Annotated in this window: 18 protein-coding genes and 1 pseudogene; 13 read left to right on the top strand and 6 right to left on the bottom strand. The window is 73.3% G+C overall.

Annotated features, from left to right (window positions below; genetic code table 11):
* Positions 1–66: 66 nt before the first annotated feature.
* A pseudogene (locus OP18_RS55640) lies at positions 67–1,134 on the top strand (outer membrane protein assembly factor BamB family protein); the annotation flags it as partial.
* Positions 1,135–1,179: 45 nt separating this feature from the next.
* On the opposite strand, the gene OP18_RS60925 reads toward OP18_RS55640, so the two are convergent.
* Positions 1,180–2,154 (bottom strand): EamA family transporter, encoded by a 975-nt coding sequence (locus tag OP18_RS60925; protein WP_245635551.1) that lies wholly within the window; start codon positions 2,152–2,154, stop codon positions 1,180–1,182.
* A gap of 66 nt (positions 2,155–2,220) precedes the next feature.
* Here OP18_RS60925 and OP18_RS28485 point away from each other — a divergent pair, with 66 nt between their 5' ends.
* The gene (locus tag OP18_RS28485; RefSeq protein WP_245635550.1) at positions 2,221–3,135 is read left to right on the top strand and encodes a LysR family transcriptional regulator; all 915 of its coding nucleotides are present in this window, start codon (positions 2,221–2,223) and stop codon (positions 3,133–3,135) included.
* Positions 3,136–3,343: 208 nt separating this feature from the next.
* On the opposite strand, the gene OP18_RS28480 is transcribed toward OP18_RS28485, so the two are convergent.
* Positions 3,344–5,005, bottom strand: coding sequence for an ABC transporter family substrate-binding protein (locus OP18_RS28480; protein WP_052387488.1), 1,662 nt, complete (start codon positions 5,003–5,005; stop codon positions 3,344–3,346).
* A 98-nt stretch (positions 5,006–5,103) separates the two neighbouring features.
* Here OP18_RS28480 and OP18_RS28475 point away from each other — a divergent pair, with 98 nt between their 5' ends.
* The 3 genes from OP18_RS28475 to OP18_RS28465 are packed head-to-tail and all read left to right on the top strand — an operon-like array spanning position 5,104 to position 9,495.
* Positions 5,104–6,099 carry an ABC transporter permease gene (locus OP18_RS28475; RefSeq protein ID WP_033362137.1) on the top strand — a complete coding sequence of 332 codons (996 nt, stop codon included), beginning with the start codon at positions 5,104–5,106 and terminating at the stop codon, positions 6,097–6,099.
* A complete protein-coding gene (locus OP18_RS28470; protein ID WP_033362136.1) occupies positions 6,092–8,845 on the top strand; it encodes a dipeptide ABC transporter ATP-binding protein in 2,754 nt (917 codons plus the stop codon). Before OP18_RS28475 ends, OP18_RS28470 begins: the two co-directional genes overlap by 8 nt.
* The gene (locus OP18_RS28465; RefSeq protein ID WP_033362135.1) at positions 8,842–9,495 is read left to right on the top strand and encodes an SIMPL domain-containing protein; all 654 of its coding nucleotides are present in this window, start codon (positions 8,842–8,844) and stop codon (positions 9,493–9,495) included. Before OP18_RS28470 ends, OP18_RS28465 begins: the two co-directional genes overlap by 4 nt.
* Before the next feature lie 45 nt (positions 9,496–9,540).
* Here the strand turns inward: OP18_RS28465 and OP18_RS28460 are convergent, their stop codons facing one another.
* Positions 9,541–10,326 carry an FkbM family methyltransferase gene (locus OP18_RS28460; RefSeq protein ID WP_033362134.1) on the bottom strand — a complete coding sequence of 262 codons (786 nt, stop codon included), beginning with the start codon at positions 10,324–10,326 and terminating at the stop codon, positions 9,541–9,543.
* 94 nt (positions 10,327–10,420) lie between these two features.
* Between OP18_RS28460 and OP18_RS28455 the strand changes: the two genes are divergently transcribed.
* The 5 genes from OP18_RS28455 to OP18_RS28435 all read left to right on the top strand — a co-directional run bounded on the left by OP18_RS28455 (position 10,421) and on the right by OP18_RS28435 (position 12,349).
* Positions 10,421–10,714, top strand: a complete 294-nt coding sequence (locus tag OP18_RS28455; RefSeq protein WP_033362133.1) for an ArsR/SmtB family transcription factor — start codon at positions 10,421–10,423, stop codon at positions 10,712–10,714.
* A complete protein-coding gene (locus tag OP18_RS28450) occupies positions 10,711–11,097 on the top strand; it encodes a VOC family protein (protein ID WP_033362132.1) in 387 nt (128 codons plus the stop codon). The genes OP18_RS28455 and OP18_RS28450 overlap by 4 nt, the downstream gene beginning before the upstream one ends.
* Before the next feature lie 49 nt (positions 11,098–11,146).
* Positions 11,147–11,530 carry a cupin domain-containing protein gene (locus OP18_RS28445; protein WP_033362131.1) on the top strand — a complete coding sequence of 128 codons (384 nt, stop codon included), beginning with the start codon at positions 11,147–11,149 and terminating at the stop codon, positions 11,528–11,530.
* Positions 11,531–11,627: 97 nt separating this feature from the next.
* Positions 11,628–12,047, top strand: coding sequence for a hypothetical protein (locus OP18_RS28440; protein WP_052387487.1), 420 nt, complete (start codon positions 11,628–11,630; stop codon positions 12,045–12,047).
* The gene (locus OP18_RS28435) at positions 12,044–12,349 is read left to right on the top strand and encodes a hypothetical protein (RefSeq protein WP_033362130.1); all 306 of its coding nucleotides are present in this window, start codon (positions 12,044–12,046) and stop codon (positions 12,347–12,349) included. Before OP18_RS28440 ends, OP18_RS28435 begins: the two co-directional genes overlap by 4 nt.
* A gap of 30 nt (positions 12,350–12,379) precedes the next feature.
* Here the strand turns inward: OP18_RS28435 and OP18_RS28430 are convergent, their stop codons facing one another.
* Genes OP18_RS28430 through metX form a run of 3 tightly spaced genes read right to left on the bottom strand, consistent with a single transcriptional unit; the run spans position 12,380 to position 15,391 of the window.
* The gene (locus OP18_RS28430; protein ID WP_033362129.1) at positions 12,380–12,862 is read right to left on the bottom strand and encodes a CoA-binding protein; all 483 of its coding nucleotides are present in this window, start codon (positions 12,860–12,862) and stop codon (positions 12,380–12,382) included.
* 1 nt (position 12,863) lies between these two features.
* Positions 12,864–14,177, bottom strand: a complete 1,314-nt coding sequence (locus tag OP18_RS28425; RefSeq protein ID WP_033362128.1) for an O-acetylhomoserine aminocarboxypropyltransferase/cysteine synthase family protein — start codon at positions 14,175–14,177, stop codon at positions 12,864–12,866.
* Positions 14,174–15,391, bottom strand: coding sequence for a homoserine O-acetyltransferase MetX (gene metX / locus OP18_RS28420; RefSeq protein WP_033362170.1), 1,218 nt, complete (start codon positions 15,389–15,391; stop codon positions 14,174–14,176). Before metX ends, OP18_RS28425 begins: the two co-directional genes overlap by 4 nt.
* 96 nt (positions 15,392–15,487) lie before the next feature.
* Between metX and OP18_RS28415 the strand changes: the two genes are divergently transcribed.
* The 3 genes from OP18_RS28415 (at position 15,488) to OP18_RS28405 (ending at position 17,864) form a co-directional block, all read left to right on the top strand.
* Positions 15,488–16,036: an OsmC family protein gene (locus OP18_RS28415; protein WP_033362127.1), complete on the top strand. Its 549-nt coding sequence runs from the start codon at positions 15,488–15,490 to the stop codon at positions 16,034–16,036.
* Between the two features lie 10 nt (positions 16,037–16,046).
* Positions 16,047–17,255, top strand: a complete 1,209-nt coding sequence (locus OP18_RS28410) for an NAD(P)-binding domain-containing protein (protein WP_033362126.1) — start codon at positions 16,047–16,049, stop codon at positions 17,253–17,255.
* Between the two features lie 153 nt (positions 17,256–17,408).
* Positions 17,409–17,864 (top strand): hemerythrin domain-containing protein, encoded by a 456-nt coding sequence (locus OP18_RS28405; protein WP_033362125.1) that lies wholly within the window; start codon positions 17,409–17,411, stop codon positions 17,862–17,864.
* The last annotated feature ends 197 nt before the right edge of the window (positions 17,865–18,061 follow it).

Below are 18,061 nucleotides of genomic sequence, written 5' to 3'. Positions count from 1 at the left end.
GAGAGTGGCGGGTAGGGTTGCGGTGTCAGTCGCCCGCCCCCCGGTGCAGACCGAGGGAGCACCACCATGCCATGGGGTTTGGCGCGGGTCGCCGCGCTGGCACTCGTCGCTGTCATCGTCGGCGGCGCCGCGCCGCAAAGCACTGCCGCCCCACAAAGCGCCCCACACGGCGCCCCACACGGCGCGCCACAAGGCGCAGCACCAAGCGCAGCGGGGCGCGGCGAGGGCTGGACGCACGACGGGTTCGACGCTGGGAACAGTGGTTACAACCCCGGGGAGCGTGGCATCAACGCCGGTAGTGTCGGGCGGCTCCGGCAGCGGTGGGCGGTCACGCCGGCGGCCGGGGCCGAAGGGTGCGCCCCCGCGCTGCCGCCGCCGCTGGTGGCCGGCGGGCGGGTGTACATCCTGGACGGCGAAGGGGTCACCGCCCTCGACGCGGCCACCGGCAGGCGGATCTGGCGGGACCCGGAGATCCTCGACAGCGCCGACTTCCGCACGCTGGTGGTCAGCGACGGTCTGCTCATCGTGGCCGGCACGAGCTGCTACGCGAACAGTGACCCCGACGGGCACCTGTACGCGCTGGACGCCGCCACCGGGGCGCGCCGCTGGCACGTGGTGCAGGAGCCGCCGGTCAACGAGCTGGTCGTGGACGCCGGCACCGTCGTCGCCTCGGGGTGGGCCACGATGACGAACGAGGACACGGTCATCGCGTACCGCGGGCGGGACGGCGGGCGGCGGTGGAGCCGCGCCGGGGCCGTCCTCGCCGGGCCGGTGTCGGCCGCGGGGCGGGTGCTGCTGCACGACGCGCACGGCACCGCCGCGGTGACCGTCGGCGGCGGGCGGGAGCTCTGGCGCACGAAGGTGCGGTGGACACCGCGGGCCGCGAGCGGGGACCGGTTCGTCGCGGTGCCCGACCCGGTGGGGCAGGGCGACCTGACCGGGCTGGTGGCGATCCGGGCCGGCGACGGCGGGATCGCGTGGCGGCGGCCCGGCACCGCGGAGGACGTCGCGATCGACGGGCGGCGGGTGTACGCGGCCGCCGGCGGCACCCTGACCGCCCTGCACGCCGGTCGCGGCACGAGACTGTGGAGCCGGACGCTGCCCGGGGCGGTGGGACGGCCGGTCCGCGCGGGCGGGCTGCTCTACGTCACGGTCGAGGGGCGCCCGCTGCGGATCCTGTCACCGGTCACCGGCGGGGACGTGCCCGGCGCAGGCCGGTTCGACCATGCGAGCGGGCACGCCGTCGTCACCGGCGGGCGGCTGTACCTCACCGACGGCTCCACGCTCAGGATGTACGGCCCCTGACCCGGCACCGCCCGCGGAAGGCGGCAGCGAGCCGGAAGGCTGGCGGGCGCCGGTGCGGGCGGCCCCGATCCCGGCCGCCACCACCAGCCCGACGCCGAGCACGGCGAGCGGGCCGGGCGCCTGGTGCAGCAGCACCCCGCCGACGAGCAGCGCGATCGCCGGCTCGAGGCTCATCAGGGTGCCGAAGGCGCCGGCGGTGAGCCGGCGCAGGGCGTACATCTCCAGGCTGAACGGCACGACGGCGAGCAGCACGGCCAGGCCGAACCCCGCGGCCAGCACGGGCCAGGTGAGGCCGGCGGCGACGGACGGGCCCGCCACGGCCGCCGCGACGAGGCCGGCGACGGCGGTGGAGACGGCCAGGCCGGCGTAGCCGCTGACGTGGTCGCCGACGTGCTGGGTCAGCAGGATGTACCCGGCCCAGCACGCGGCGGCGGCCAGGGCGAACGCGACGCCCGCCGGGTCGGTGCCGCCGTGCCACGGCTCGGTGAGCAGCAGCACGCCGCCGGCGGCGAGCACCGGCCAGAGCACGGCGGCGCCGCGGCCGCGCACCGCCGCGACCGCGAGCGGGCCGAGGAACTCCAGGGCGCTGGCGGTGCCGAGCGGCAGCCGCGCGACGGCAGCCATGAACGTCAACGTCAGGGCGGCGGTGACCACGCCGAGGGCGACGGTGGCCAGGATACTGGCCCGGGTGAAGTCGCGCGGCCGCGGCCGGACCAGCGCGAGCAGCAGCAGCGCGGCGCAGGCGAGGCGCAGGCAGACGGCGCCGGACGGGCCGACGCTGTCGAACAGGCCGACGGACGCGGCCAGCCCGAGCTGGATGCAGATCATGGAGGCGATCGCGGCGAACATGCCAGCAAGTACACGGCATCCCGACTGTCCACGTCCACGTGAGATTCGTTGAGGTACCGTTCGAAAATGCTGAACAATGACCGCCTGCTGCTGCTCGCCGAGCTGGCCCGGCTGGGCTCGATGCGGGAGGTCGCCGAGGAGCTCGGCACCACCACGTCGACCGTGTCGCAGCAGCTCGCCGTCCTGGCGAAGGAGGCCGGCACCGCGCTGATCGAGCCGGACGGGCGGCGGGTGCGGCTGACCCCGGCGGGGCGGCGGCTGGCCGGTCACGCGGTGACGATCCTGGCCGCGGTCGAGGCCGCCCGGCTCGACCTGGACCCGTCCGCGGAGCCGGCCGGCACGGTGCGGGTCGCCGGGTTCGCCACCGCGATCCGCCGGTCGCTGCTGCCGATCGTCGCGGCGCTGCCCGCCCGCCACGAGCGGCTGCGCGTGCAGATCCACGAGCACGAGCCGGCCGAGGCGCTGCAGCTGCTCGCCGCCGACGAGGTCGACCTGGCGCTCACGTACGACTACAACCTCGCACCGTCCGGCTTCCCGGACACGGTGGAAGCCAGTCCACTGTGGAGCGCCCGATGGAGCCTCGGGGTGCCGGCCGGGGCAGGCGTGGACGGTGACGCCCTGGCGGTGTTCCGGGCGTTCCGCGACGCGAGCTGGCTGGTCAACTCGCGCAACACCGCGGACGAGGACGTGGTGCGCACCGTCGCCTCGATGGCCGGCTACACGCCGCGGATCGCGCACCGCGCGGACAGCCTGGAGCTGCTCCAGGACCTGATCGTGGCCGGGCTCGGGGTCGGGCTGCTCCCCGCCGACCAGCCCACCGCCGCCGGTGTCGCGCTGGCCCCGCTGCGCCGCCCCGACGTGCGGCTGCGCGCGTTCGCCGTCACCCGGCGGGGCCGCCGCGCCTGGCCTCCCCTGGCGGTCGTGCTGGACCTGCTCACCGGACCGGCACCGCAGCGACTCGTCCGCAACGCGCCGGCCTGACGGGGCGCCGGCTGGACGAAGGTGCCGTTCGCCGGCGACGAACCGGGCGTGCACCCGTCCGGGAGCGGCGCGCCGCGCGGGGCGGGACGCAGGTGCCGCTCGACGCGTCCCGGCCCGACGCCGGCGTCTCCGCCCGGCCCGTCCCGGACGGCCGGCCGGCGGTCAAGGGCATGCCGGTAGGACGAAGCGGCGCCGCGAGGGCGCGGCATCAGGCGGTCCAGCCGACGTCCACGTACTGCCGGTCGCCGCGCAGGCCGAAGGCGCCGAAGTTGGCCAGGCCGGGGCGCACCGCGGAGATCTGCGGCGTCTGGAACAGCGGCACCGAGTGCCCGGCCCGCCACAGCAGCGCGTCGGCCTGGTTGAGCAGGTCGACGGCCTTCGTCCGGTCGGTCTCGGCGCCGGCCTGCTCGAGCAGCTTGTCGATCTCGGGTGAGCCGACCTTGCCGTAGTTCTGCTCGCCGTCGCTGCGGTACACGGGGAACAGCAGCGACGGGAAGATGTTGTCGACGTTGCGGAACGAGGTGAGGTCGAACGCGCCGACGTTGACGTACTTGGCGAAGAAGTCGTTGCTCGGCACCTTGCGCAGCTCGACGGTGATGCCGGCCTGGGCGAGCATGTTCTGCACGAGCTGCGGCAGGTCGGTGCTGCCGCGGGCGTTGACGACGTAGACGAGCTTGAGCGTGGTGCCGTCCTTGGTGCGGGTCCTGCCGTCGGCGCCGGCCGCCCAGCCGGCCTGGTCGAGCTGCTGGCGGGCCCGGGCGAGGTCGAAGCGGCCCGCGTCGCCGCTGTTGTCGCGGTACCCGTGCTGGCTCGGCATGAAGAAGTGGTTGCCGATGGTGTTCACCTTGAACGGCAGGCCGGCGGACTGCGCGGCGGCCAGGGCGGCGCGGTCGATCGCGTTGGCGACGGCCTGGCGGACCCGCTCGTCGGCGAGGGGGCCGTTGTGGCCGACCGTCAGCTGCGTCTCGTCCCAGCGCCCGCCGGTACGGATGACCGAGTTCGCGGCGCTCGCGAGGCGGCGGTACGCGTCCGCCTCCCGGCCCGGCGCCTGGTCGATCTCGTTGTTCAGGTAGGCGTCGGTGATCGCCGCCGCGTCCAGGGCGCGGAAGACGACGGAGTCCAGCAGCGGTTTGGTGCCCCAGTACCGCTCGTTCGGCACGACGGTGATCGTCTGGGCGGTCTTGTCGGCGGTGCCGAGCTTCCACGGGCCGCCCCACACCGGGATCTTCTCGATCCAGCCGGTGTTGAACTCCTCCGGCGTGTCCAGCGCGGCGCCGGGCAGCAGCGGGTCGAACAGTGCCTGCCAGTCCGCGTACGGCGCCTTGAACGTCACCTTCGCCGTCCGGTCGTCGGCGCCGCGCTCGACGGCGGCGATGGCGTCGTAGCCGGTGGTGGAGGCGACCTGGAACCGCTCGTCGGTGCCGTTGCGGGTCTTCCACTGGGTGGCGAAGTCCTGCCAGGTGACCGGGGTGCCGTCCGACCAGGTCGCCCGCGGGTTCAGCCGGTACGTGACGACCTGCGTGCCGCCGTCGGTGCTGACCTCGGCGCCGGCGAGGACGTCGGGGTTCGCCGACGGCACCCCGTTGTCGTCGAGGAACCACAGCGCGGGCTGGGTGAGCGCCAGGATCGAGGCGCCGTCGCCCTGCGTGCCGTCGGTCTGCCCCACGTTGTACTGGGTGATCCACTGCTGGATCGACAGCCGCAGCGTGCCGCCCTTGCGCAGGGTGTCGCGCGGCTTCGGGTTGATGTCGGCGCTGCCGGTCTTCGGCTGCTCGCCCTGCTTGACCGGGGTGCCGGCGCCGCCGCAGCCCGCCGTGAGCGTGCCGGCCAGCAGGAGCACGGCGGCCCCCAGCGCGGTGGAGCTCCTCATCGAACCCGCCTCCCCATCATGCATCCCACTTTGCAGATCATCTATGTATACATCTTCTGATACGTTCATCGATACGATACTCATGAATTGGAGGTGTTGTGCTCGGCTTTCTTGCCCGACGTCTGGCGTATTACGTCGTGCTGCTGCTGTCGGCCGCCTTCTTGTCCTATCTGCTGGCGGCGACCGCCCTGTCGCCGCGCGCGTACTTCCAGGCGCGGGTCCCCCCGCCGCCGGCCGAGCAGGTCGACCGGCAGCTGCGCGCCGTCGGCCTCGACGACCGGCAGCCGGTCACCGCGCGGTTCGCCGGCTGGGCGGCCCGCGCCGCCCGCGGCGACCTCGGCGTCAGCATCACCGGCACCTCCGTCAACGCCGAGTTCGGCCGGCGCGTCGGGGTCAGCCTGCGGCTGCTGGTGCTCGGCACCGCGCTGGGCATCGGCGCCGGGGTCGCCGCCGGCGCGTGGAGCGCCGTCAAGCAGTACCGGCTCAGCGACCGCACCTTCACCCTGGTCGCGTTTCTGCTGCTGTCGATGCCGACGTTCCTGGTCGCGCTGCTGCTCAAGATCGCCGCGCTGGCCGCGAACCAGGCCAGCGGCCGGCAGCTCGTCGCGTTCACCGGCGAGTCGACGCCGGGGCTGACCGGCTCCGCCCTGACCGTGCTCGCCGACCGGGCCGGGCACCTGCTGCTGCCGACGCTGTCGATCGGGCTCGTCGCGGTCGCCACGTACAGCCGGTACCAGCGCAGCGCCATGCTCGACGTCCTCGGCGCCGACTACCTGCGCACCGCCGAGGCCAAGGGCCTGTCCCGCCGCGCCGCCCTGGTCAAGCACGGGCTGCGCACCGCGCTCATCCCGATGTCGACGTTCTTCTCGTTCGGGTTCCTCGGCGTGCTGACCGGCGCCACGTTCACCGAGAAGATCTTCGGCTGGCACGGCATGGGCGAATGGTTCATCGACTCGGTCAACAACAACGACGTCAACGCGGTCGTCGCGGTCAACCTGTTCGCCGCGGTCACGGTGCTGCTCGCGGGCCTGCTCGCCGACGTGCTGCACGCCGTGCTCGACCCCCGCGTCCGCCTCGGCGGCGGCCGTGGCTGACCCGCTCGCCGCCGAGCTGGCAGACCTTGCCGACCACACCGACGCCGGCCGCGCGCCGACCAGGGTGCGGGTCGTCGCCGGCCGGTTCCGCCGCGACCGCTCCGCCGGCGCCGGCGCCCTGGTCGTGCTGCTGCTGTTCGTGCTCGCGTTCGCCGGGCCGCACCTCACCCACTGGGCGTACAGCGAGATCGACTACACCGCGCTGCGCGCCGCGCCCTCGGCGGCGCACTGGTGGGGCACCAACGCCATCGGGCAGGACGTGTTCGCCCAGACCGTGCGCGGGCTGCAGAAGTCGCTGCTCATCGGACTCGCCGTCGCCGTCGTCGCGACCACCCTCGCCGCCGTGGTCGGCGCCGTCGCCGGCTACCTCGGCGGCTGGGCCGAACGCGGCCTGGTCCTCGTCGTGGACCTGCTGCTGGTCTTCCCGTCGTTCCTCATCATCGCCATCGTGTCGCCGCGGCTGCGCGGCGGCGGCTGGGTCGCGTTCGTCGGGCTCCTCGCGGTCTTCGGCTGGATGGTGTCGGCCCGGGTCGTGCGGTCGCTGACGATCTCGCTCAAGGAGCTGCCGTTCGTGCGGGCGGCCCGGTTCATGGGCGTGTCCGCGCCGCGCATCATCGTGCGGCACGTCCTGCCCAGCACCGCGTCGTTCCTCATCATCGACGCGACCCTGGCCGTCGGCGCGGCCGTCATGACCGAGACGTCGCTGTCCTACTTCGGCTTCGGCGTCCAGCCGCCCGACGTCTCGCTCGGCACGCTCATCGCCGCCGGTACACCCTCCGCCGTCACCTACCCGTGGATGTTCTTCTTCCCGGCCGGGCTGCTGGTCGTGTTCGTCCTCGCGGTCAACCTCGTCGGCGACGGGCTGCGCGACGCCGTCGACCCCCGCTCCCGGCCCGCCCGGCCGCCGCTCCCCCGGCCGGTCACCCCGCCGGCCGCCGCGGACGGCGGCGCCGTGCTGGAGATCCGCGACCTGCGGGTCAGCTTCGGCGACGGGCCGCCCGCCGTCGACGGGGTCGACCTCACCGTCCACCGTGGACAGGTCCTCGGCGTCGTCGGCGAGTCCGGGTCCGGCAAGTCCGTCACGGTGCTCGCGGCGCTGGGCCTGCTGCCCGCCGGCGCGGCCGTCTCCGGCAGCGCCGTGCTCGGCGGCACGCAGGTCGTCGGCGCGGCACCGCGCGACCTGCGGCGGCTGCGCGGCAACGTCGCCGCCGTCGTCTTCCAGGACTCGCTGTCCGCGCTGACGCCCGTGTACCGCATCGGCGACCAGCTCGCCGAGGCCGTCACCGCGCACCGCGACGTGTCCCGGGCCGAGGCCCGCCGCCGCGCGGTCGAGCTGCTGCGCCTGGTCGGCATCCCGTCGCCGGAGCTGCGCGCCCGCGCGTTCCCGGACGAGCTGTCCGGCGGCATGCGGCAGCGCGTGATGATCGCCATGGCCATCGCGAACGACCCCGACCTCATCCTCGCCGACGAGCCGACGACCGCCCTGGACGTCACGGTGCAGGCGCAGATCCTGCGCGTGCTGCGCGACGTGCGCGAGGCCACCGGCGCCGCGCTCGTGCTGGTCAGCCACGACCTCGGCGTGGTCGCCGGGATGGCGGACGAGGTCGCCGTCATGCGCGCCGGGCGGGTCGTCGAGCGGGCACCGGTGCGGCAGCTGTACGCGCACCCGCAGGAGCCGTACACCCGCGAGCTGCTGCGGGCGCAGCCCAGGCTGGACGCGGCGGTCACCCCGCGGCGGCCGGCGGCCGGGGAGCCGGTGCTGCGGGTGCGCGGGCTGCGGCGCACCTTCGGCCTCCACCACGGCCGGGTCCTGCGCCGGCGGGTCGGCAGCATCCACGCCGTCGACGGCGTCGACCTGACCGTCCACCCCGGCCAGACCCACGCGCTCGTCGGCGAGTCCGGCAGCGGCAAGAGCACCACGCTGCTGGAGATCCTCGGGCTGCGACCGCCGGAGGGCGGCACGATCGAGCTGTTCGGCCGGCCCGTCACCGCCGGGCTCACCGGCGCCGAACGCGCCGCGCTGCGGGCCCGGATGCAGCTGGTGTTCCAGGACCCGTTCGCCAGCCTCGACCCGCGCCTGCCGGTCGGCGACGCCGTCGCCGAGCCGCTGCTCGCGCAGGGCCGCCCGGCGGCGCAGGCCCGGGCGCGGGTCGCGCAGGTGCTGCGCCTCGTCGGCCTCGACCCGGCCGCGGCCCGGCGGTTCCCGCACGAGTTCTCCGGCGGGCAGCGGCAGCGCATCGCGATCGCCCGGGCGATCAGCGTCGCGCCGGACCTGCTGGTGCTCGACGAGCCGGTGTCGTCCCTCGACGTCACCGTGCGGGCGGCGGTGCTGGACCTGCTCGCCCGCCTGCAGGCCGAGCTGGGCCTGGCGTACCTGTTCGTCACCCACGACCTGGCCGTCGTCGCCCGCATCGCGGACGTGGTCAGCGTCATGTACCTCGGCCGCACCGTCGAGACGGGCCCGGTCGCCGACGTGCTCGGCCGGCCGTTGCACCCGTACACGCGGGCGCTGCTGTCCGCGGTGCCGGTGCCCGACCCGGTGGTCGAGCGGCGGCGGGAGCGGATCCTGCTGCCGGGTGACCCGCCCGCCGCCGACGTGCGCCCCACCGGCTGCCGGTTCCGCCCCCGGTGTCCCCTGTACGCGACGCTGCCCGCACCCCTGCGCGCGCCCTGCGAGGCCACCGAGCCGGACGCCGGCGGCGGCACGCACCGGGCCGCGTGCCACCACATAGGCTTGGCCGCATGACGGTGGTGGCGGTACGAGGTGAGGCGCTGCGGGAGGTCGACCCGGAGCTGGCCGAGTTCACGGTCGTGGTGGTGGCGCGGGACAAGGACCGGCCGGCGGTGCTGACCCGGCTCCGGGAGCGGTCCGACGCGCTGCGGACGCTGCTGGACCGGCACGGCGAGGCGATCGAGCGCCGGGAGACCGGTGGCCTGCACGTACACCCGGAGACCGGGAAGAAGGGCGAGAAGGTCACCGCCTACTCCGGCAGCGTGGCGACCACCGTGGTGGTGCACGACTTCGCGGCGCTGGGCGAGCTGATGCTGACCCTCGCCAACCAGGACCAGACGCACGTGCACGGCCCGATGTGGTCGCTGCGGCCGGACAGCCCGGTGTACCGGGCGGTGCGCCGGGACGCGGTCGCCGACGCGATCGCCCGGGGCAAGGAGTACGCCGACGCGCTCGGCGCGCAGGTGGTCGAGCTGCTGGAGCTGGCCGACCCGGGACTCGACAGCGGCTCGCAGCCCTTTCGGGCCGGCCGGCCGCTGGGCTTTTCGGCCAAGTCGCGCGACGCGTACGGCGGCGGCCCGGCACTGGAGCTGGACCCGCAGCGGCAGCAGGTGCGGGCGGAGGTCGAGGCGCGGTTCACCGTCACCACGCCGACCGCGCTGTGAGCGGTCCGCAGCGCAGCGGAGGTCATGACGTGAGCTGCGGCGGCTTTACAGCTCGATGACTGCGAACGGGTAGAAGGGCACCTTGACGAGGTCGTCGATCGCGACCGGGGTCGGCTGGCCCTCCTGGTCGAGCGCGCGGAACGCGCCACCGTACTCGTCGCGGACGGTGCGCAGCAGGGCGGCGAAGCGCTCGGTGTCGGCGCCGAGCATGACCGCGTTCCACTCGAACACGATCCGCCGGATCCGGTCCTCCTTGATCAGGTTCATCATGCCGGTGAACGCGTGGAACTCCCCGCCCTCGATGTCGATCTTCAGCAGGTCGATGACGGGCAGGTCGGCGAGGGCGTCGTCGAGGCGCACCGCCGGCACCTCGATCATGGTGATCTCGTCGAGCCGGTGCGCGTGCGCCGGGCGCTCCTGGATGGAGGAGTCGCCGACGAACTTCGCCGAGGCGTGGAACTTGACGGTCGTGTTGTCCGAGTACGCCGCCTCGGTGCGCACCGTGATGTCGTGGTCGGTCAGCCAGTTCAGCGACAGGTTGTCCTTGAGCAGGTCGCAGGTCACCGGGTTGGCCTCGAACGCGATGACGCGCCCCTCGGCGCCGACCAGCTTCGCGGCCAGGACGGTGAAGTAGCCGACGTTGGCGCCGACGTCGACGATGGTGTGACCGGCCTTCACGTGCCCGGCGAAGAACTTCGTCAGCGGCGGCTCGATCGCGCCCCGCGTGGTGAGCGCCGGCATGAGGCTGTAGTCGTCGGCGGGGACGACGAGCATGCCGCCGTAGACCAGATCGATCAGCATCCGGTCGCGGCCGATGTACGTGCCACGCATCGGGGCTCCTCTCACCTCGTACCTGATCATCATGGCACCGCGGGGCAGGTCAGGTGGCCGGGTTGCTTGATATGCAAGCAGATACTTGCCTATCATGGTCGGCGTGGGCGATCTCTTCAAAGCGCTCGCCGACCCGACCCGCCGGGCGATCCTCGACGAGCTGACCGATCGCGACGGTCAGACGTTGTTCGAGCTCTGCGGCCGCCTGACCGTGAAGCACCAGATCAGCTCCTCCCGCCAGGCGATCTCGCAACACCTGGAGCTGCTGGAGGCGGCCGGGCTGGTCGTGGTGCGGCGGGAGGGCCGGTACAAGTTCCATCACCTCGACACCACGCCACTGCACGACATCGTGCGGCGGTGGCTGAACCCAGCGAAGGACCCGTCATGATCATCAACCTGGCCAGCCTGTTCGTCGACGACCAGGCCAAGGCGCTGCGCTTCTACACCGAGGTCCTCGGTTTCGTGAAGAAGCACGACATCCCGATGGGCGAGCACAGCTGGCTGACCGTGGTGTCCCCGGAGCACCCCGACGGCGTCGAGCTGGTCCTCGAGCCGGCCGCCCACCCGGCGGTCGGGCCGTTCCGGGCGGCGCTGGTCGAGGACGGCATCCCCTTCACCTCGTTCGCCGTCGACGACGTGCGCAAGGAGCACGAGCGGATGCGCGCCCTCGGCGTCGTCTTCACCCAGGAGCCGACCGACATGGGGCCGGTGACCGTCGCCACCTTCGACGACACCTGCGGCAACCTCATCCAACTCGCCCAGCACCACTGATCAGGAACGTACAAGACGCCCGCGGGCGCCCTGACGCACACTGCCAGGCATGCGACCGGTGAACCTCACCGAGGCCCTGGCCTCCTTCGACGACGTGTACAGCCCGCGGATCGTGGCCCGCGTCAACGACTACGACGTGCGGATCGCGCACACCCTGGGCGAGCACGTCTGGCACGTGCACGAGCACACCGACGAGTTCTTCCTCGTCCTGGACGGGCAGTTCGACGTCGCGATCCGCGACGAGCACGGCGAGCGCACCGTGACCCTGCGCCAGGGTGACACGTTCGTCGTGCCGCGCGGCGTCGAGCACCGCCCGTCGTCGCCCGGCGGGGCGATCCTCATGTTCGAGCCGTCCGGCACCGTCAGCACCGGCGACCGCCACGACGGCGCGGTGCCCGCCCACGTCGACAGCACCGCCGGCCACGACCTCTGACCCGGGCCGCCGGGACTTGCATCCGGTACCCAGGTACAGGCTTACCGTTGGCGTACGGCCCCGCCCGGGTGCCGTACGCCAAGGTCAGGAGCCTGTGATGTCCTTCGTCGTCCCTGACGCGTGCACGTTGCCGACGGTCGAGCAACCGTTGCGGCTGGCCGAGTTCGACGCCCTGTTCAGCACGGCGGTCCGCGCCGTGGAAACGGTCACGCCGACCCATGCGCGGCTGCGGCTGAGCGGCCCGGCCGGCCTCGCCGCCACGGTGCGGGACCTCGCCGCCCGGGAGACCGCGTGCTGCTCGTTCTTCGCCTTCACCGTCGCCGTCACCGGCCAGCCGGCCGGCGGCGGCGAGGCGCTCACCCTGGACGTGCGGGTCCCGGACCGGTACGCCGACGTCCTGGCCTCCCTCGCCGGCCGGGCGGCCGCGGCGCTCCAGGGCCCCGCCGAGGCCGTCGACGCCCGCACCGGCAGCCCGGTCCCGTCGCCGGCCACGGGCACCGCCGGAGCGTCCGCGTGAACCTGCCCGTCGTCCCCCTGCACCGCCCGCCGGTCGACGACCTGCCGCCGACCCGCAGCAAGGTCACCGGCGGGCTCGCCGTCCTGGCCTGCGCCGCCTGCTGCGCCCTGCCGCTGCTCATCGCCGCCGGCGTGCTCACCGCCGCCGGCGCCGCGGTCCTCCAGCGGACCCTCCTCGCCGCCTCCGCGGTGCTCGCCGGCACGGCGCTGGGCATGTGGTGGCTGCACCGCCGCCGCGGCGCCCGGCGCGCCGCCGCGGCCGGGACGGGCTGCGGCTGCGGCGGAGGTGGCTGCGGCTGCTGACCTCGGCCGGTCCGTGGTTCGTGGGTCGCGTTACTGCAGGCCGCCGCGGACGGCCGTGATGCGCTGGGTGTTGAAGCCGAGCCAGTGCATCCGGCCCACGTACCTGGCGTGCTCGACCTTCAGGCACCGGTCCATGATGACGGTCAGCCCGCCGTCGGCGGCGATCCGCGCGCCCTCGGCGTTGATGACGCCGAACTGCGTCCACAGCGTCGTCGCGCCGATCGCCACGGCGTCGCGGGCGATGCCCGGCAGGGCGTCCGGGGCGCGGAACACGTTGACGATGTCGACCGGGACCGGGACGTCGGGCAGGCTCGGGTAGCTGGTCTCGCCCAGGATCCGCGGCTCGCGCGGGTTCACCGGGATCACCCGGTACCCGTGCCGCTTGAGGTAGTAGCCGACGAAGTGGCTGGCGCGCAGCTCGTTGCCGGACAGCCCGACGATGGCGATGGTCTTCGCGCCGTGCAGGACCCGCTGGATGGTCAGCGGGTCCTGGTACCTGGCGAGGTCGGTCATGTCAGCCTGCCTTCACGTTCGCGAAGCCCTGCTCGAGGTCCCAGATCAGGTCGTCGACGGACTCGGTGCCGACGGACAGCCGCACCGTGCCCGGGGCGACCCCGGCGGCGCGCAGCTCGGCGTCGCTGAGCTGGCGGTGGGTGGTGCTCGCCGGGTGGATGATGAGGCTCTTCGCGTCGCCGACGTTGGCCAGGTGCGACCACAGCGACACGCCCCGGATCAGGTCCTGCCCGCCGTCGCGGCCGCCGGCGCACTCGAAGGAGAACACCGCACCCGCGCCGAGCGGCAGGTACTTGTCCACCAGCGGGCGGTACCGGCTGCCGGGCAGGCCGGGGTAGGTCACGTTCGACGCCAGGTCGTGGCCCTCCAGGAACTCCGCGACCTTGCGCGCGTTGGCGACGTGCCGGTCCATGCGCAGCGACAGCGTCTCCAGCCCCTGCAGGAACAGAAACGCGTTGAACGGCGACAGCGCCGCGCCGAGGTCCCGCAGCGTCTCGGCGCGCAGCTTCATGAGGTAACCGTACGTGCCGAACGTCTCGTGGAACTGCAGGCCGTGATACGCCGGCGACGGGTCGGCGACCACCGGGAACCGGCCGTTGGACCAGTTGAACGTGCCCGCCTCCACCACCACGCCGCCGATGCTGGTGCCGTGGCCGCCGATGAACTTCGTCGCCGAGTGGATGACGATGTCGGCGCCCCACTCGATCGGGCGGCACAGGTACGGCGTGGCGAACGTGTTGTCCACGATCAGCGGCAGGTCGTGCTCGTGCGCGATGCCGGCGAGGGTCTCGATGTCCAGCACGTTGCCCGACGGGTTGCCGATCGTCTCGCCGAAGAACGCCTTCGTGGTGTCGCGGACCGCCGCGCGCCACGCCTGCGGGTCGTCGGGGTCGACCCAGGTCACGTCCACGCTCATCTTGCGCAGCAGGTGCTTGAACTGGTTCACGGTGCCGCCGTACAGCGCGGAGGACGACACCACGTGGTCACCGGGCTGCAGCAGGGTGAACAGCGCGGCGGCCTGCGCGGCGATGCCGCTGGCGAAGGCGACCGCCCCGCTGCCGCCCTCCAGGTTCGCGACCCGCTCCTCGAACACGGCGACCGTCGGGTTCATGATGCGCGAGTACGTGTTGCCGTACTCCTGCAGGTTGAAGTACGCCGCGGCGGACTCGGGGTCCTCGAAGACATAGCTGGTCGTCTGGAAGATCGGCACGGCCCGGGCGCCGGTGTTGGGGTCGGGGCGCTGCCCGGCGTGCAGCTGGCGGGTCTCGAACCCGAACTCCCGGGCCTCCTCGGCACGCAGCGGTCTGTCGGTCACGGTGCCTCTTCCTCGTCGTTCTCGTCCAGTCCCAGGAACGCCCGGATGATCGGTGTCTGCCGGGCCTCCTCCAGCAGGAAGCAGTCGTGCCCGTACGGCGCGTCGATCACGTGCAGCTCGGACGGCTTGCCGAGCGCGCGCAGCGCGTCGTGGATCTCCCGCGACGCCTGCGGTGGGTACAGCCAGTCGGAGCTGAACGCGATCAGCAGCGCCCTGGCCCGCACGCTCTCCAGGGCCTTGGCCAGTGACCCGTCGCCGTGCTGGCGGGCCAGGTCGAAGTAGGTCAGGGCGCGGGACGTGTACAGGTAGGTGTTGGCGTCGAAGCGCCGCACGAACGTCTCCGCCTGGTGCCGCAGGTAGCTCTCGACCTGGAACTCGGCGTCGGTGATCGTGTACCGGACGTCGGCGGAGGACTGCAGCCGCCGGCCGAACCTGTCGCCCATCGACGCCGCCGACAGGTAGGTGACGTGCCCGACCATCCGGGCCACGCCCATGCCGGCGTCGGGTCTGCGGCCGGTGCCGTAGTACCGGCCGCCCTGCCAGTCCGGGTCGCGCATGATCGCGTCGCGGGCGATCGCGTTCCACGACAGGCCCTGCGGGTGCAGCGCGTGCGTGCTGGCGATCACGACCACGGCGTCGACCTGGTCCGGGTACGTCACCGCCCACTGCAGCGCCTGCATCCCGCCGAGCGAGCCGCCGGCGACCGCGGCCAGGCGCCCGATGCCGAGCACGTCGAGGAGCGCCCGCTCGGTCCGTACCATGTCAGCGACGGTGATCACGGGGAAGTCCGCGCCGTAGGGGCGGCCCGTCGCCGGGTCGATCGACGCCGGGCCGGTGGTGCCGCCGCAGCCACCGAGCAGGTTCGTCGACACCACGAAGTACCGGTCCGTGTCGAACGCCTTGCCCGGGCCGATCATGCCGTCCCACCATCCGAGACCCTTGCCGGCGGTGCCGTCGCGGTCCTCGGCGCCGAAGCCGTCGCGGGCGCTCTCCCGCGGCTTCGCCGACTGCCCGGCCGCGTGCGCGTCGCCGCTGAGGGCGTGGCACACCAGGATGACGTTGTCCCGTTCGGGGGACAACGTCCCGTACGTCTCGTATGCCACCCGCACCGGCAGCTCCCGGCCGCAATCGAGCGGGACGGGCGCCGGCAGGTCGGCGTACCGTGTCTCGACGACGCCGACCGAGCCGGCCGCACGGGTCGAGGCTGAAGTCATGGTGGCGATCATAGCCGTCGCCAGGAAGCCGAGGTACTGTCAACCATCCCGATGGGGATTAGGGTTGTTTGCTAACGTGAGAGGGGCGTCAACTTCATGACCACGGTTGAGAACGGCGTCAACGTCCAGGCCCTGCTCGAGGCGCGCACTGCGCTGCAGGGCGCGCCCGAGGCGGCGCAGTTCACCTGGCGGGCCACGTCGAAGTGGGAGCACGGCGTGCACAGCACGACCCGCGTGCAGCAGTTCTACGGCCTCGGCCAGGAGCAGAGCCACAAGAACGAGTCGGTGTTCGACGCCGACCACCCGGCCGTGTTCGCCGCCGAGGACAACGGCATCACCCCGATCGAGTACCTGCTCGTCGGCCTCGCCGGCTGCCTGACCGCGGGCGTGGCGTCCGTCGCGCAGAACCGGGGCATCCAGCTGCGCTCCGTCGACGCCGTCGTGGAGGGCAAGCACGACATCCGCGGCATCCTCGGCGCCGACGCCGACGTGCGCAACGGGTTCAACGGCATCAAGGTGACCTTCACCATCGACGCCGACGCCTCCAAGGAGGAGATCGAGGCGCTCGTCGCGCAGTCCCAGAAGCGCTCCGCCGTCTTCGACGCCCTCACCAACCCGACCGACGTCACCGTCGAAGTGGCCTGAGGGTTCACCGTTGGACGTCACCGCCGTCGTCGTCGGCGCCGGGCACGCCGGCCTCGCCGCCAGCCATTTCCTGCGCGAGCGGTCGATCGACCACGTCGTGCTGGAGCGCGGCGAGGTCGCCAACTCGTGGCGCCGGGAGCGATGGGACTCGCTGCGCCTGCTCACCCCCAACTGGCAGTCCCGCCTGCCGGGGCTGCCCTACGACGGCCCCGACCCCGACGGGTACATGACGATGGGTGAGGTCGTCGACCTCCTCGAGCGGTTCGCCGCCGCCACGGCCGCCCCCGTGCGGACCGGCACGGAGGTCACGTCGGTGCGGCGGACCGGCGACGGCTACCTGGTCACGACCAGCACCGGCCCGCTGCGGTGCCGCGCCGTGGTCATCGCCAGCGGGGCCTGCAACCGGCCCGTGGTGCCCGCCTTCCACGAGGCGGTGCCGTCCTCCGTCGAGCAGTTCACGCCGTTCGACTACCGCGACCCCGCCAAGCTCCCCGACGGCGGCGTGCTCGTCGTCGGGGCCTCGGCGACCGGTGTGCAGCTCGCCGCGGAGCTGCAGCGCTCCGGCCGGCCGGTCACGCTGTCCGTCGGCGAGCACACCCGCCTGCCGCGCATGTACCGTGGCCGCGACATCCTCTGGTGGATGGACGCCTCCGGGGTGTGGGACCAGCGCTACGACGAGATCGACGACCTGACCCGCGCCCGCCGGCTGCCGTCGCCGCAGCTGGCCGGCACCCCGGACCGCTCCAGCGTCGACCTCAACGCGCTCACCGCCCTCGGCGTCTCGCTCGTCGGCCGCTGGGCGGCGGTCCGCGACGGGCGGGCCCTGTTCTCCGGCGGGCTGCGCAACGTGTTCGCCCTCGCCGACCTGAAGCTGCACCGCCTGCTGGACACGTTCGACGCGTTCGCCGGCGGCACCGGGGAGCGGTTCGCGCCGACCGCGGTGCCGCCCACCTCCCGGCTGCAGCTGGACCTCGGGTCGGGCGAGATCCGCAGCGTCGTCTGGGCGACCGGGTTCCGTCCCGGGTACGACTGGCTCGACGTCCCCGTCGTGGACGCCAAGGGCCGGCTGGACCACGACGGCGGCGTGCTGCCCAGCCCGGGCCTGTACGCGCTGGGCCTGCCGGTGCTGCGGCGGCGCAGGTCCACGTTCATCCACGGCATCGAGGACGACGCCCGCGAGGTGGTCGACCACCTGGCGGGGTACCTGGCGGGCGCCTGACCGTGCTTGCGCCGCCCGGCGGGGCATGATCGGTCTGGCGGGCACCTGACGTGCTTGCGCCGCCCGGCGGGGCATGATCGGATGGTCGCAGCATCGCGTGCCGGTGACGGTCAGCGTCAGGCATGGAGGTGTGCAACCGAAGGACGCCATCCGTTGGCCACCCACGACCGCGCGGTCGCGCTCAGCGCACAGCTCGCGCAGGCACACGACGCACTGCGCCACCAACTCCGGGACCTGCGGGCCGGTCTGCGCCGGGACCTGCCGTCACACTGCCTCGCCTTCTGCGCCGCGGTGACCGCCCACCACCAGGGCGAGGACGCGGGCATGTTCGCCGAGCTGCTCCGGCAACGACCCGACCTGTCCGGCACCGTCGCCAAGCTCGTCGAGGACCACGGCATGATCGCCTGGATCCTGTCCCGCGTCGCCGAGCTGGCCTCCTCCCCCGCCGTCGACACGGCCGCGGTCAGCGGCGAGCTCGACGGGCTGGCGGCCATCCTGGAGTCGCACTTCGCCTTCGAGGAGCGGGCGATCAGCACCGCCCTCGACGGCGGCACCCCGGACACCGGCTGGTCGGCCATGGTGTTCCGGTTCCGCGACCGGATGTCGTAGGCCTGCCGCCGCGGACCCGCGGCACGGGGTGAGGAATCCGCCCACCCACGATCTCATGCAGCGGTCGAATCCCACTTCTTTAACTGCCTCGTAACATCGGTTCGTCCCATTCAATTTCCCGCTGGGCACGCATTCGCCGGATGCCCCGCGGTGCTTTCCGTGCGCGATTTCGCCGCGCCGCGACGTTGTGAACCAAT

The sequence above is a fragment of the Dactylosporangium aurantiacum genome, assembly GCF_000716715.1.
Classification (GTDB): domain Bacteria; phylum Actinomycetota; class Actinomycetes; order Mycobacteriales; family Micromonosporaceae; genus Dactylosporangium; species Dactylosporangium aurantiacum.
The sequence above is the reverse complement of the archived record's forward strand: the minus strand, read 5'-3'. Positions and strand labels throughout refer to the sequence as shown.

Excerpts from the sequence above, each read along its gene's own strand:
- OP18_RS60925 (WP_245635551.1), bottom strand. The coding sequence starts at position 2,154 with ATGTTCGCCGCGATCGCCTCCATGATCTGCATCCAGCTCGGGCTGGCC.
- OP18_RS28485 (WP_245635550.1), top strand. The coding sequence starts at position 2,221 with ATGCTGAACAATGACCGCCTGCTGCTGCTCGCCGAGCTGGCCCGGCTG.
- OP18_RS28480 (WP_052387488.1), bottom strand. The coding sequence starts at position 5,005 with ATGAGGAGCTCCACCGCGCTGGGGGCCGCCGTGCTCCTGCTGGCCGGC.
- OP18_RS28465 (WP_033362135.1), top strand. The coding sequence starts at position 8,842 with ATGACGGTGGTGGCGGTACGAGGTGAGGCGCTGCGGGAGGTCGACCCG.
- OP18_RS28460 (WP_033362134.1), bottom strand. The coding sequence starts at position 10,326 with ATGCGTGGCACGTACATCGGCCGCGACCGGATGCTGATCGATCTGGTC.
- OP18_RS28455 (WP_033362133.1), top strand. The coding sequence starts at position 10,421 with ATGGTCGGCGTGGGCGATCTCTTCAAAGCGCTCGCCGACCCGACCCGC.
- OP18_RS28450 (WP_033362132.1), top strand. The coding sequence starts at position 10,711 with ATGATCATCAACCTGGCCAGCCTGTTCGTCGACGACCAGGCCAAGGCG.
- OP18_RS28445 (WP_033362131.1), top strand. The coding sequence starts at position 11,147 with ATGCGACCGGTGAACCTCACCGAGGCCCTGGCCTCCTTCGACGACGTG.
- OP18_RS28440 (WP_052387487.1), top strand. The coding sequence starts at position 11,628 with ATGTCCTTCGTCGTCCCTGACGCGTGCACGTTGCCGACGGTCGAGCAA.
- OP18_RS28430 (WP_033362129.1), bottom strand. The coding sequence starts at position 12,862 with ATGACCGACCTCGCCAGGTACCAGGACCCGCTGACCATCCAGCGGGTC.
- metX (WP_033362170.1), bottom strand. The coding sequence starts at position 15,391 with ATGACTTCAGCCTCGACCCGTGCGGCCGGCTCGGTCGGCGTCGTCGAG.
- OP18_RS28415 (WP_033362127.1), top strand. The coding sequence starts at position 15,488 with ATGACCACGGTTGAGAACGGCGTCAACGTCCAGGCCCTGCTCGAGGCG.